Here is a 14,342-nt window from a genome sequence, read left to right as displayed (position 1 = left end):
TACCGACTACCATGTCATATTGGCGGCATTGGGCAAGATTTCGATGACGCGCGACAGGCTAATATCCTGAACACAGTCATCGTATTCAAGAGTCATGACGACCCGACTGTTTTTCTTGTCGATCGGCATCCATTCGGGCGTATGCTGTCGCATCAAGGCGATCACGGGAACTCCGACCGCATTGGCAAGATGCATTACCGCCGTCTCGACCGAGATAATTAAATCACACTGACTGAGTATTGCCGGCAACTGGAAAAAATTATCGGTGGCACTGAACAAGCGTACTTTCGAGCGCAAGGGATGGGATTCCAAGATGGCCTTGGTTTCATCCCATTGCTCGGGAACCGTATTGAGGATGAAGTCACTTTCACTCCACTGCTCCAGCTTACGCATTTCGTCTATCAGTTCCAACGCTTTTTGCACCGTCCAGCATCGTACATCCTGCTTGGAAACCGGATTGACAAATACTAAGCGCGTCTGACGCTGGTCTTTTCCTGATATGCCCCACTGTTGCAAACGACGCGTTGCATCATCACTCCAGACGGTCGGAATGGCCAGACTAGGAAAACGGTCAATATGGCTGATATCCAATCCAAACAGCTGTCGAAACCAGCCAGCATAGACTTCACTGACATGCTCCGCGTTTTTCGGACGCTCTGGCAAACGCGCATTCAGTCGCGCAAACACCCAATGCTTAAAAATATTCGGTGGGCGATAACGCCGGGGAGGCTTGTAACGATTTTCAATAGCGGCGAGAAATCCATTGCCGCTGATCCACCTGATCAGACGCGCATAAAACGTCCGGTGCGACAGGCCAAACGACACAACCAGCGCATATTGCTGCGATCTGGCTCGCAACAATGAGCGCAGCATAACGAACGGGCTATAGGTTTCTTTGTATATCGTCCCGAAATAGGGCACCGCGTCCAGCCAGTCGAACAGCGAGTACTTTTTCAGACCTTGCCATTGCCTGAAATCGTAAGTCCGCCTTACTTCGTCGACCCAGATATCGATCTGAATATGGGGATAAGCTTGATGAAAAGCCTTGAAACAGGCTTCCATGTAGGTGAAATCACCAATCGCCAGATGCGCGACGAACAAGACTTTATCCGTTTTCTGTAATAGCTCCGGAGGTACAAATTGAGTGCTCATAGGAAAACCGGATCAGTGCGCAGCCGCGAGCTGTCGCAACTCATATTTCTTTTTAATGATGAATGACAGACAAAATGCAATGCTCATTGCATAAAACGTATCGCATATGCGCCACATGAACATGACGTCAACCAGACCAAAAACAAAATAACCAAGACACACGGCTGTCCCCATGGCAGCCGTGGCGACAACCTCTCGATCTGTGTGCCGCATATCTCTCATAAAATAATACAAAGGAACAAAATAAGTGGCGAGAATGCCTATCAGGCCGAATATCCCATAGGTAGCCATGCTGAACAATACTTCATTGTGCGAATGAGGGTACATGGTTGCCTTGTCAGTGATGACACCGCGCGCTGCGTTCGCCATCAGGGTATCGACAAACTTATCACCGCCGACACCGAAAACCGGATTCTCTGCAAACATGAGCCAAGACACTTTCCACAATTGAAAGCGCGTCCCCACTGAAGTATCTTTGTTCTGCCCTGTGACATATTGATGAATATCGTCGGCGGCCTCATGCACGCGCTTGTGCACGATAGACGTAGTGCTAAACGCCGCTACCAGCAAGATGATCAGGATGGATGCCCGAAATATCGCCTTGACCGAATAGGTATTCTTGGAGAAGACGATACATAACAGAACGACGAAGACAGGAGCGGCGATCCAGGCCCCGCGTGTCTGCGAAATATAAATGCTGTAAAGCCCGACCAAGCCCGTCAATCCATGAAGAATCGTTGTCAGCACGTTCTTTTTATCGATCCAAACGATAGAGAATACGGCAAAAATCGATAGCAACAGAGTGAGCTGGGAAAATGCAATGATAGAAATAAAGTCGACTGGCTGTAGACGCTCTGCGCCGCCGTTCGTTGCTGAGGCCAACATCAGCGTTGCGATCACCGGCCCGATCAAGAATGCCCAGCGCAAGTGCTTGATTTGCCTGGTTGACATGGAAAGGCCGCCCAACGTCAACAAGCCAAGCAATGCGACATGCGATGGAACATCATAAGAACGGGCTCGAATATTATTTTCTGCGATCTCGTGCACAAGGATTGCCAATACCATGCCCAATGCAGAAATATGAACCCAGCGGTATTCCAGCCAAACGCGCAGGATACCCACTTCTTTTTTCCGGACAGCACCAATGGCATACGCGATCCCCACGACAGCCAAGAGGTAATAGGACGGATTTGCTATCTTTCCAATGACTAAAGACAATAGGAAAAAAAGAAAAAAAGAAGTCCAGGCCAACAGAGTGCACATCGAAACACGTTTCATATTTTTATTTCTTTACTAATACTCGACAACCACAGACTCTTGCCCGAACGATTCTTTCAGCGAGCTCTGCAATCCATCACTCGGCACCACGCGCCAAGCATCCCCCAGCATGACTTCGCAACCAACACCTGACTGCACATATTTCATGACGAAGGGTAATCCCTGCTCCTGACGGTATGTTGACAAGGTATCGCGCAGATACGCCGGATCAATACTCTTGTTCAGAGACACCACGACGCGCTGTCCGTATTGAATCCGTGCAGCGCCGATGTCCATGACCTTCTCGGCGGAGATGCGCAAGCCACCGTTGAAGCGGTCTTCCGATACCTTGCCCTGTACGATCAGCAGTTCGTCTTCCTTGAAGAAAGCCTTGTTCGGTTCGGCCAGTTCGCCATAGACGGTGACATCAACGGTACCGCTGCCATCGTCGAGTGAAACGATCAGCAGCTTGCCACGCTGGGTCATCTGTACGCGGATGCCTGTGATGATGCCGGCCAGCGAACGCGGGTCGCGTGATGGCTCAAGGCTGGAAATCTTGGTGCGCACGAACTGGCGTACTTCTTTCTCGTACGCGTCGAACAGATGGCCGGATAGATAGAAACCAAGGGCGGTCTTCTCTTCGGTGAGGCGCTGCTTGTCGGTCCAGGGACGCACTTCAACATACTCGAGCGGTGTTTCGAGATCACTGTCGTCGCCGCCGAACAGGCTGACCTGATTGGCGGATGCCTCCAATTGCTCGGCGTTTTCCCATGCCAGGCCAACGGATGCCTGAAGAATCGCACGATCGACACCGAAGCAATCAAAGGCGCCGGCGCGGATCAGCGAGTCGACGGTACGGCGGTTGATCTGGCGCTTGTCGACGCGTTTGGCAAAATCGAACAAGTCCTTGAACGCACCGCCTTCCTGGCGTGCGGCGATGATGGCTTCGATCGCGCTCTGGCCGGAACCCTTGACCGCGCCGAGACCGTAGCGGATCTGCATGGCCTTCTTGCCCGGCTCGCCGACCGGCGTAAAACGGTAGTCCGACAGGTTGATATCGGGTGGCAGCAAACCCAGGCCGCAGACATCGAGCGCATCTTCGACCAGGATCTTGATCTTTTCGGTGTCGTCCATGGCGAGCGACAAGTTGGCTGCCATGAACGCTGCGGGGTGATGGGCCTTGAGGTAGGCGGTGTGATACGACAGCAGCGCGTAGGCGGCGGCGTGTGACTTGTTGAAGCCGTAGCCCGCGAACTTTTCCATCAAGTCGAAAATTTCGTCGGCTTTTTCTTGCGACAAACCATCCTTCGCAGCACCTTCGCGGAAGATATTGCGGTGTTCCGCCATCTCTTCGGCCTTCTTCTTACCCATCGCGCGGCGCAGCAAGTCAGCGCCGCCGAGCGAGTAGCCGCCGACGACCTGCGCCATCTGCATCACCTGCTCCTGATACACCATGATGCCGTAGGTTTCGGACAGAATGCCTTCGGTACGCGGATCGGGATAGTCGAACTTTTCACCGTGCTTACGTTTGCAGAAGTCCGGGATCAGGTCCATAGGACCCGGGCGATACAGCGCCACCAGCGCAATGATGTCTTCGAAGCGGTCGGGACGCGCATCTTTCAGCATGCCTTGCATGCCGCGGCTTTCAAGCTGGAATACGGCGACCGTTTTGGCCTTGGTCAGCAAGTCGTATGAGGCGCGGTCGGTCAGCGGCAGCTTGGCCAGATCGAAATCAGCCATGTTCGGATCGAGCTGCTTGATGTAACGCACGGCACGATCAAGGATGGTCAACGTGGTCAGACCCAAAAAGTCGAACTTCACCAGGCCGACGGCTTCGACGTCGTCTTTATCGTACTGCGATACCACGCCGGCGTCGCCGCCCTGCGTGTACAGCGGACAAAAATCGGTCAGCTTGCCCGGGGCAATCAACACGCCCCCGGCGTGCATGCCGATGTTACGGGCGATGCCTTCGACCTGCTGGGCCAGGCCCATCAGCTGTTTCACTTCGTCTTCGTTTTCCAGCCGCTCTTTGAGCAGCGGCTCTTCTTCGATGGCGTCGGCCAGGGTCACCAGTTTGCCCGGCTTGAACGGGATCAGTTTGGAAATGCCGTCGCAGAAGTTGTAGCCCAGATCAAGCACGCGGCCGACGTCGCGCACCGCGCCCTTGGCCGCCATGGTACCGAAGGTGGCGATCTGTGAGACCGCCTCCTTGCCGTAGCGGTCCTTCACGTACTGAATAACGCGGTCGCGGCCTTCCTGGCAAAAGTCAATATCGAAGTCGGGCATGGAAACCCGCTCAGGATTGAGGAAGCGCTCAAACAGCAGGTTGTATTGCAGCGGATCCAAGTCGGTAATCGACAGCGAATACGCCACCAGTGAACCCGCGCCAGAACCCCGGCCCGGCCCGACCGGTACGCCATTATTCTTGGCCCACTGGATAAAGTCCGCCACGATCAGGAAGTAGCCCGGGAATTTCATCTTGATGATGGTGTCGTTCTCGAACTTCAGGCGCGCCTCGTAACGAGGACGCTCCTTCTCGCGCCGCGCTTCGTCCGGGAACAAATGCTTGAGACGTGCTTCCAGGCCGACCTTGGTTTCGGCGACAAGAAAATCGTCGATGGTCATGCCGTCCGGTGTCGGGAAGTTCGGCAACTGCGGCTTACCGAGCGTCAGCGTCAGGTTGCAGCGTTTGGCAATTTCGATCGTGTTTTGTACGGCTCCCGGCAAATCGGCGAACAGCTCTGCCATCTCAGCCTGGGATTTGAAATTCTGCTGGTCGTTGAAACGGCGTACACGGCGCGCGTTAGCCAGAATTTCGCCTTCGGCGATACAAGTACGCGCTTCATGCGCGACGAATTCTTCCTGCGACAGAAACTGGATCGGATGCGTCGCCACCACCGGCAAGCCAAGACGCGCCGCCAAGGCGACCGACTGGCGCACCTGGATGTCCATGTTGGGCTGATTGGCGCGTTGGATCTCCACGTAAAACGCACCGGGAAAATAATCGCTCCAGCGTTGCGCGCAGCGTTCGGCCGCTGCCACATTGCCGTTTTCGATGGCGATGCCGACATCCCCAAAATGGGCGCCGGACAAGGCGATCAGGCCGTTACCGCCTTCTTCGTGGCGCAGTTGTTCCAGCCATTCGGGACGGATCTCGGCGCGGCCGCGATGCAGGTTGGTGAGCCAGGCTTTGCTGAGCAGGTCGCACAGCTGCAAATAGCCGTGATGGCTTTTGACCAGCAACAGCAAGCGCGACGGCTTATCCCGATCATCGTCATTGCTGATCCAAACATCACAGCCGGCGATAGGCTTGACGCCCTTGCCGCGTGCGCCCTTGTAGAACTTGACCATGCCGAACAAGTTCGCCAGGTCGGTGATCGCGAGGGCCGCCTGGCCGTCTTTTGCTGCTGCTTTGACAACATCGTCGATGCGGACCAAGCCGTCAACGATGGAATACTCGGAATGGAGTCGAAGATGAACGAATTGCGGTGTAGTCATAGGACGATATTTTACCGTGCCATGACATACCGCTCAGATGGAATTTACGATTGAAAATCACGATACGACACCATACCGGCAAGTAGGTACCAAGCCAGATCATTTGATTTGCATCATGGATGCCGCAAATTGCTGCATGCCGCCGGCGCAGAATAGGCCTGACACGTTTATAATGCTGTTAATTCAAAGACTTAGGCAATATCACCATGCAACAAATGCAACAACAGCCGCACGAAACCGCAACTTCGTTCGTCAACATTGCGGCCTATAAATTCATCACCTTCAACGACACAGCCGAAAAACGCCCTGTGTTTCTGGAATTTTGCCAGCAGCACAATCTGCGCGGCACCATCATCCTGAGCCCGGAAGGCATCAACCTGTTTCTGGCCGGCAAACGTTCCGATATCGACGCCTTTTTGACGTGGCTGCGTGCCGATGCGCGTTTTACGGATATTCAGGTCAAGGAAAGCTTTTCCGAGCACCAGCCGTTCAATCGCATGCTGGTCAAGCTCAAGGCCGAGATCATCACCATGAAGCACCCGCTGATCAAGCCGGAAGAAGGCCGCGCACCTTTCGTCGAAGCCAAGACGCTCAAGCGCTGGCTCGATCAGGGCCACGACGACAACGGCAAGCCGGTAGTGATGGTCGATACGCGCAATGCCTTTGAAGTCGATGTCGGTACCTTTGAAAATACAATCGACTACCGTATCGAGAAATTCACCGAGTTTCCGCAAGTCATCGCCGACCACAAGGACGAGCTGAACGACAAGACCGTGGTGACTTTCTGCACCGGCGGCATCCGCTGTGAAAAAGCCGCCATCCACATGCAAAACATCGGCTACGACAGTGTGTATCAACTGGAAGGCGGCATTCTCAAGTACTTTGAAGAAGTCGGCGGCGCGCACTATCAGGGCGACTGCTTTGTCTTCGACTACCGCACCGCGCTCAATCCACAATTGCAGGAAACGCAAACTGAACAATGCTTCGCCTGCCGGGCCGTGGTGACGCCACGCGAGCAGCTGTCGCCCGCTTATGTGCCCGGCAAATCCTGCCCGCACTGCGCGCCCGAACTGGCAGCGCCAGCTTCGGAATCTAACGCCAGCGCAGCAGCCTGAGTACCTTTCGCTTTAGTCTGTACCTGGCTTCCACATAAGCAAAAAGCCCACCGAAAAAGGTGGGCTTTTTGCATGGAAAACGTCAGACTTATTTCTTGAATTGCGCCGCAGTTTCAGCAACGCGCTTGCCGAACAGCTTGGCGGTTTCCAGATCGCCCGGCAACGGACCTTCTTCCGGCGACGAGTCCGACGGGCTTTGCGCCATCAGACCAGAGAAAGAACCGACGAAGTTGATGTCATTGCGTTGTGCCGCCTTGGAATTGGCTGGCATCAGGCCGGTTCCGACCCAGACCATGCTGTGCTGCATGCCCAGTGTGAACAGGTAATGCAAGGTCGACAGCTTGTCGCCGTTCATCGTGGCCGAATTGGTGAAGGCAGCGCCGATCTTGTCTTTCCACTTTTGCGAGAACCATGGCTTGGAGCTGGCGTCGGCGAATTTTTTGAATTGCCAGGACACCGAACCCATGTAAGTCGGCGAACCGAAGATGATAGCGTCGGCGGCATCCAGCGTGGCCCAGTCGGCGTCGGTGATGTTGCCTTCGGCACTGATGGCGATCAGGTCGACAGTAGCGCCCGCAGCCGATGCTGCGCCTGCCTGCACGGCTTCTGCTTGCTTCTTGGTGTGGCCATAGCCGGAGTGATAAACGATAGCGACTTTGCTCATGTTGGTTTCCTTGTTGGGGTGAGAGGAAAAACGGACGCCTGTACTAGCAAAAACTGCGAAAGAAGCCGGGAAAGAATAACGTCTTTTCACAGCTCAACGCGATATTTTCAGGCGCTTATACAAATTTTCTGTTCTTGCACTACACTATATCCACTTGCTTTCACGGAGATAAGCCTGTTAATTCAGACATATCGTTCAAAAATTTTAAACAAGCCTCTCCTCCCCCCATCATCGCATGAACCTCACGCTGGAAGCTCTGCAAATCCTCGACATGATCGATCGCAAGGGCAGCTTCGCCGCCGCCGCGCTGGCGCTCGACCGCGTGCCGTCGGCGCTGACCTACAGCGTACGCAAACTGGAAGACGATCTTGACGTGCTGCTCTTCGACCGCCGCGGCCATCGTGCCAAATTGACGGCGGCGGGCCTGGAATTGCTGACCGAAGGCCGCCATCTGCTGCATGCGGCAGACGATCTGGAGCAGCGCGTCAAGCGCACCGCCACCGGCCGAGAAACCGAATTACGCATTGTCCTCAACAGCATCATCCCGTTCGCAAAAATGCTGCCGCTGATCGCCGCCTTTGACCGTGAAGCCGGCGACACCAAACTACGCTTCGTCCCCGGCGTATTGTCCGGCACCTGGGAAGAACTCATGGCCGGGCGCGCCGATCTGGTCATCGGCGCCACGCTGGACGGCCCGGAAATCGTACGCACCAGCGGCCGTTTTCAGACACGTCCGCTGGGCGTGGTCGACTGGGCCTTTGCGGTTGCCCCGGATCATCCACTGGCCGATGCGCCGGAACCGCTCTCGCCCGAACTGGTGCGCCAGCATCGCGCAGTGGCCGTCGGCGACAGCAGCCGCAGCAATCCCGGCATCACCATGGGCTTGCTGGCCGGACAGGAAACACTTACCGTGCCGGGCGTGGATGACAAACTCCGGGCGCAACTGGCCGGATTGGGCTGCGGCCACTTGCCGCGCTTCTGGGCTCAGCATTATCTCGACAACGGCGCATTGATCGAAAAACAAACCATCATGAGCAAGCCGCATGAAAACTTCCTGATAGCGTGGCCTAAAGCCGATCAGGGAAAATCACTAAAATGGTTTCTCCATCAACTGTCGCAACCTGAAATCCAACATTCGCTGCTCGGCCCCGTCATACCATGAAGTCTGAATCAGCAAGCTCTTACATTGGCCGCTTCGCGCCCTCGCCATCCGGCCCACTGCATGCCGGCTCGCTGGTGGCAGCCATGGCCAGCTATCTCGACACGCGCGCGCATCAGGGGCAATGGCTGCTGCGTATTGAGGACATTGATGAAGCACGTACCGTCAGCGGTGCGGCGCATGATATTGAAGCAGCACTGCACACGTTTGGCATGCGTTGGGATGGGCCGGTGCTGGTACAAAGCCAACGCAAGCAACACTATCGCGATGCCTGCGACCGTCTGGGTGCACGCGTCTATGCCTGCGGCTGCAGTCGGAAAGAGATCGCCGATTCGCGGCTGGGCGTCGCTGCAGACGGCGCGGCCATTTATCCCGGCACCTGCCGCAACGGATTAGCGCCCGGAAAAATTGCACGTGCACTGCGCGTACGCGTACCGGATCGGGGGCAGGACGGTGAGGAAATAGGGTTCGAAGATCGCTGGCTGGGATGGCAAAGCCAGCATCTGGCCACCGAAGCCGGTGACTTTGTCCTGAAGCGTGCAGATGGCTTCTGGGCCTATCAACTGGCGGTGGTGGTGGACGATGCCGAGCAAGGGGTGACGCATATCGTACGCGGCGTGGATCTGCTGGAGTCGACGGAGCGACAGATCTATCTACAGCGCTTGCTCGGTTATCCGATGCCGTCCTATCTGCACGTGCCCTTGGTCAAACATACGGACGGAGAAAAACTCTCCAAGCAAAACGGCGCACAGGCATTGGATCTCAGTCGCCCGCTTGACGAATTGCACAGAGCTGCGAAATTTCTCGGACTGGAAATGACAACGGCGACCGAAGTCGCCGCATTCTGGGAGCTTGCTACATCAGCATGGCAACGCCGACTGGCGCAGCTGCCAACTTAAACCATGACTTAAGCCTGACGCTTGGGCATCCCGCCCAGCAAGGCTGCAACTTTGTGCTTCGGCGGCTTGCTGCTTGCCACCGGCTTGGCAGCACTGGCTTCCACCGGTGCTGGTGCAGAAGTCGGTTCATACGGTTTGAGAAACCACGGATCAACCTTTTCCTTGCGACCGCCACCGTTGCTGCGGCCATAGGATTGCGTGTCGCGCGGTGCACTGACGCTGGCACTGCGGTCGCCGCGATCCGCACGGTCGCCGCCGTTACTACGACTGCTACTGCGGTCACCACGATCACTTCTGTCGCCACGTTCTGAACGATCACCGCGCTCACCACGTTGACGCGGTACGAAACCCGTCAGCTCCGAACGCACAAACTTGATCTTGATCAGTTTTTCGATGTCGACCAACAGGCGTTCATCCTTGTCGGAGAACAGCGAAATCGCATCGCCCGAGGCGCCTGCACGACCGGTACGACCGATACGGTGAACATAATCTTCGGCGTTGTACGGCAGATCGATATTGATTACACAAGGCAGATCGGTGATATCCAGACCGCGCGCAGCGACGTCAGTCGCCACCAGTACTTCGACCTGACCTTGCTTGAAGGCTTCCAGTGCGGCCATACGCTCGCCCTGGGATTTGTCGCCATGGATCGCAGAGGCTTTGACGCCATCGTTTTCCAGCTGGCGCGCCAGTTTGGAAGCGCCGATCTTGGTGTTCGAGAACACGATCACCTGCTTGAGCTGACGCTCGCGGATGATGTGCGCGACGGCATCGCTCTTGGCGTCTTCGTCAACTTTGTAAATGGTCTGGGTCACGCGCTCGGCGGTGGCATTGCTGCGAGCCACTTCGATGGTGACCGGATTGTTCTGGAAGCTGGCGGCCAGCTTCTTGATTTCCGGCGAGAAGGTCGCGGAAAACATCAGGTTCTGGCGTTGCTTCGGCAGCAGGTTGATGATGCGCTGCAAATCCGGCAGGAAGCCCATGTCGAGCATGCGATCCGCTTCATCCATGACCAGAATCTGAGTCTGTGAGAGGTTCACAGTCTTTTGCTGAACGTGATCCAGCAGGCGGCCTGGTGTCGCGATAACGATTTCAACACCGCCGCGCAACGTCGCTGTCTGCGGCGCCATATCGACACCGCCGAACACGACCGTGGAACGCAATGGGGTGAAGCGCGAATACGCTTTGACGTTTTCTGCAACCTGATCGGCCAGTTCACGCGTGGGTGTCAGAATCAATGCGCGCACCGGGTGACGCGCCGGGGACATGCTGGTGCTGGCGTGAGCCAGCAACAATTGAATGATCGGCAACGAGAACCCGGCCGTCTTGCCGGTGCCGGTCTGCGCGGCCCCCATGACATCGCGCCCTTGCAACACGACAGGAATCGCCTGCGCCTGGATCGGTGTCGGATGGGTGTACCCCTGTTCCGACAGCGCTTTCAGGATGTCGGGCGACAGGCCAAAGTCTTCAAAACGGACTTCAGGCATTTCAGGTACTGCTGTTTCAGGCAATTGCTCGGGCATGTTTGGGTGGAGTCCTCAGGCGAACCCAGCGTGAATCAATGCAATGCGACACAATGTTCTGCACAGCAGATTGCGACGGGCACATTCGCGAAGAGGCTCTGTTGCTTTCAGTAATAACGGATGTTTGACATATCACGCGGCGCCGACCATGCATGAAAACAGGGTGCCCACGTCAAGAGGTTGCCGAACGGAAACCGACCGGCAAACCGCTATTATACGCCCCTCGGCAATTTGGCTTCATGACAGTTTAATGTCACGTCAACGCAGCGATATAAAAATGATAACGAGACCATCCCGCCCACGGTAGCGGAAAGGATGGTCTTCATAGGAGAAAATCAGACAATCGTGACGTTCAGGTCAACCAGTCCGTCGACGTGTCCCTGCAACTTGTCGCCCCTGACCACGGCGCCGACGCCTTCAGGCGTACCGGTATAAATCAGATCGCCGGGGAACAACTCAACCAAGCCGGACAGATAGGAGATGGTTTCGGCCACGTTCCAGATCAGGTCCGACAGGTCGCCTTGCTGGCGCACTTCTCCGTTGACCTTGAGCCAGATCGCGCCCTTGTCGGGGTGGCCGGCCTTTGAGACCGGCAACAACGGCGCGCACGGCGCCGAATGGTCGAAACCCTTGCCCATATCCCACGGGCGCGCCAGCTTCTTGGCTTCGCCTTGCAGGTCGCGGCGAGTCATGTCCAGGCCGACGGCATAGCCGAACACCAGCTCAAGCGCCTTTTCCACCGGAATATCGCGACCACCCTTGCCCAGCGCGACGACCAGTTCGATCTCGTGCTGATAGTCGTTGGTCTTGACCGGGTACGGCACCTCACTGTCGGTCGGCACGATGGTGTCAGTCGGCTTCATGAAGAAAAAAGGCGGTTCGCGGTTCGGATCGTGGCCCATTTCGCGCGCATGTGCGGCGTAGTTGCGACCGACACAATAAATGCGGCGCACCGGGAAAGGATCTCCGCCGACGACCGGTACGGTCGTGATGGCGGGAACGGGTATGGCGTAAGTCATGGCTGAAACTCCGGCTGTAAAAGTATTCTTGAATGCTGCACGAGCCCCGCATGAGGCTCAGCGAGTGTAAAAGAAAACGCAACATCATGCTGATGCCGAACGGCAAATTCCGACATGAGGGATGTTTTTTTGTGTAGCATCTAAAAACTTAACGCTTTATCACTAAACGTCAACCTGACCTCCAGCTATGCGGCCCACACCTCAGAATCCAGCTATCGCAGCACAAATCCAGCAAGCCGTCGTCCTGCATCAGCGCGGCGATCACGATAAGGCAGAAGCCTTGTACAAGAAGGTGCTGGCCAAGGCCCCAAAGCATTTTCAGGCACTTTACCTGATGGGTATGTTGGAGCTGCATCGTGAAAATCCTGCCGGCGCCATCGAATGGATCGACCAGGCGCTGAAGATCAATCCTACTCATGTCGATGCACAATTCGACCGCGCCACCGCGCTGGAGGATCTGGAGCGCTACACGGAAGCACTGCGCAGCTACGATCTGGTGCTCGCGCTCAAATCCGATTTCACCGACGCGCTGTATCGTCGCGGCAACGTGCTGCGCGCGATGAAGCGCCACATGGAAGCATTGGATTGCTACAAACGCGTGCTGGCCGCTCAACCCGATCATGCACAGGCTTTGCTCAAGCAAGGCAATTCGCTCAACGATCTGGGCCGTCTGCGCGAAGCCCTCACCTGCTACGAAAAAGCGGTGGAAGTCGCGCCGGAATATCCGGAAGCACTGTTCAACCTTGCCAACACGCTCAAGGAATTCGGTCGTATCGATGAAGCGATGGCAACCTATGACAAGGTACTGGAAATCGAACCGGACTTCGTCGAAGCGATCGCCAACCGTGCTTATCTGCTGGCCGGCAAGAATCGTCCGGAAGAGGCGCTTGCCGGCTATGACCGCGCCCTCGAACTGCGGCCCGATTACGTTGATCTGGCCTACAACCGCGCCGTCACGCTGGAGGAGCTGCAGCGATACGACGAAGCCGTCGCCGCTTACGCGCAGGTTCCCGCCAACGACCCGAACTACCAGTCGGCACGCTGGAACACAGCGCTGTGCAATCTGAAACTGGGCAACCTCGAAGCCGGCTGGCGCCAGTACGAACAACGCTGGCAGACCGAACAAATGCGCAAGACCCAGCGCTATTTCACACAGCCGCTGTGGCTGGGCGAAGGCCCCCTGACCGGCAAAACCATCCTGCTGCATTCCGAGCAAGGATTCGGCGACACGCTGCAATTTGCGCGTTACATCCCACTGCTGGCAGAACGCGGTGCACAGGTCATCTTGCAAGTGCAACCGGCGCTCAAATCCTTGATGGCAAATATCAAAGGGGTCAGCGCAGTGCTGGCGACCGGCGCACAATTGCCGCCATTTGATCTTCAATGCCCGTTGATGAGCCTTCCGCTGGCCTGTGAGACGTTTTCTCTCAATGACATCCCAGCGGCAAATTACCTGCAACAGGACGCTGGCAAATCGGAAAGCTGGAAGGTACGCCTGGGTGAAAAGCGTAAGCTGCGGGTCGGTGTGGTCTGGTCCGGCAGCAATCCGCGGGTCGACAGCCCTGCGACCAAGCGGCTCGATGCCGCGCGTTCGATCCCATTCGGATTATTGTCGCCGCTGTTGCAAAACGATCAGTTTGAATTCTTTTCTTTGCAACTGCAAAACAACGCCATTCCATCGCTGAGCCTCAGCCTTGGAGGACAGTCATCGGGTCTCAACATCGGCGGTCAGCGTCTCATCGATTACACGCGCGACCTTCGTGACTTCTCTGACACCGCAGCACTGATAGACAACCTCGATCTGGTGATTTCCGTCGACACCGCCGTCGCACACCTGGCAGGCTCGCTGGGCAAGCCGGTCTGGCTGCTCAATCGCTACAATACCGACTGGCGCTGGCTGCTGGAACGCAACGATTCGCCCTGGTATCCAAGCATGCGCATCTTCCGCCAGGACAAACCAGGTGATTGGAGCAAGGTCATCGACGATGTTCGCGCAGAGCTTCTGCTACAGAAACAACACTGATCTCTTCGATCCAAAGAAAAAGCCCGGGGAATC

Annotated in this window: 10 protein-coding genes; 4 read left to right on the top strand and 6 right to left on the bottom strand. The window is 56.2% G+C overall.

The genetic code is table 11. The features are described from left to right. Positions 1–6: 6 nt before the first annotated feature. Genes PQR63_RS04965 through dnaE form a run of 3 tightly spaced genes read right to left on the bottom strand, consistent with a single transcriptional unit; the run spans position 7 to position 5,907 of the window. Complete coding sequence (locus tag PQR63_RS04965) at positions 7–1,152, bottom strand: glycosyltransferase family 9 protein (protein ID WP_408166164.1); 1,146 nt, start codon at positions 1,150–1,152, stop codon at positions 7–9. 12 nt (positions 1,153–1,164) lie between these two features. After that, positions 1,165–2,430, bottom strand: a complete 1,266-nt coding sequence (locus tag PQR63_RS04960; protein WP_408166162.1) for an O-antigen ligase family protein — start codon at positions 2,428–2,430, stop codon at positions 1,165–1,167. 15 nt (positions 2,431–2,445) lie between these two features. Then, entirely contained in the window at positions 2,446–5,907 is a 3,462-nt protein-coding gene (gene dnaE / locus PQR63_RS04955) for a DNA polymerase III subunit alpha (RefSeq protein WP_408166160.1), read from the bottom strand. A 206-nt stretch (positions 5,908–6,113) separates the two neighbouring features. Here dnaE and PQR63_RS04950 point away from each other — a divergent pair, with 206 nt between their 5' ends. After that, on the top strand, positions 6,114–7,022 hold the full coding sequence (locus PQR63_RS04950) for a sulfurtransferase (RefSeq protein WP_408166158.1): 909 nt from the start codon (positions 6,114–6,116) through the stop codon (positions 7,020–7,022). An 88-nt stretch (positions 7,023–7,110) separates the two neighbouring features. Here PQR63_RS04950 and PQR63_RS04945 read toward each other — a convergent pair whose 3' ends face one another. Further along, on the bottom strand, positions 7,111–7,686 hold the full coding sequence (locus PQR63_RS04945; protein WP_094565102.1) for a flavodoxin family protein: 576 nt from the start codon (positions 7,684–7,686) through the stop codon (positions 7,111–7,113). A 235-nt stretch (positions 7,687–7,921) separates the two neighbouring features. On the opposite strand from PQR63_RS04945, the gene PQR63_RS04940 reads away from it, so the two are divergent. Next, positions 7,922–8,848, top strand: coding sequence for a LysR family transcriptional regulator (locus PQR63_RS04940; RefSeq protein WP_408166156.1), 927 nt, complete (start codon positions 7,922–7,924; stop codon positions 8,846–8,848). Further along, on the top strand, positions 8,845–9,744 hold the full coding sequence (gene gluQRS / locus PQR63_RS04935; RefSeq protein ID WP_408166154.1) for a tRNA glutamyl-Q(34) synthetase GluQRS: 900 nt from the start codon (positions 8,845–8,847) through the stop codon (positions 9,742–9,744). The genes PQR63_RS04940 and gluQRS overlap by 4 nt, the downstream gene beginning before the upstream one ends. Before the next feature lie 8 nt (positions 9,745–9,752). Here the strand turns inward: gluQRS and PQR63_RS04930 are convergent, their stop codons facing one another. Together PQR63_RS04930 and PQR63_RS04925 are read right to left on the bottom strand one after the other, a co-directional pair. Then, complete coding sequence (locus tag PQR63_RS04930; RefSeq protein WP_408166153.1) at positions 9,753–11,267, bottom strand: DEAD/DEAH box helicase; 1,515 nt, start codon at positions 11,265–11,267, stop codon at positions 9,753–9,755. Between the two features lie 335 nt (positions 11,268–11,602). Further along, complete coding sequence (locus tag PQR63_RS04925; protein WP_408166152.1) at positions 11,603–12,286, bottom strand: fumarylacetoacetate hydrolase family protein; 684 nt, start codon at positions 12,284–12,286, stop codon at positions 11,603–11,605. Positions 12,287–12,473: 187 nt separating this feature from the next. Between PQR63_RS04925 and PQR63_RS04920 the strand changes: the two genes are divergently transcribed. Then, positions 12,474–14,309 (top strand): tetratricopeptide repeat protein, encoded by a 1,836-nt coding sequence (locus PQR63_RS04920; RefSeq protein WP_408166150.1) that lies wholly within the window; start codon positions 12,474–12,476, stop codon positions 14,307–14,309. Positions 14,310–14,342: the final 33 nt, after the last annotated feature.

It is taken from the genome of Herbaspirillum rhizosphaerae, assembly GCF_046025915.1.
Classification (GTDB): Bacteria; Pseudomonadota; Gammaproteobacteria; order Burkholderiales; family Burkholderiaceae_D; genus Herbaspirillum; species Herbaspirillum rhizosphaerae_A.
This window is presented reverse-complemented; position numbering and strand designations above follow the sequence as displayed.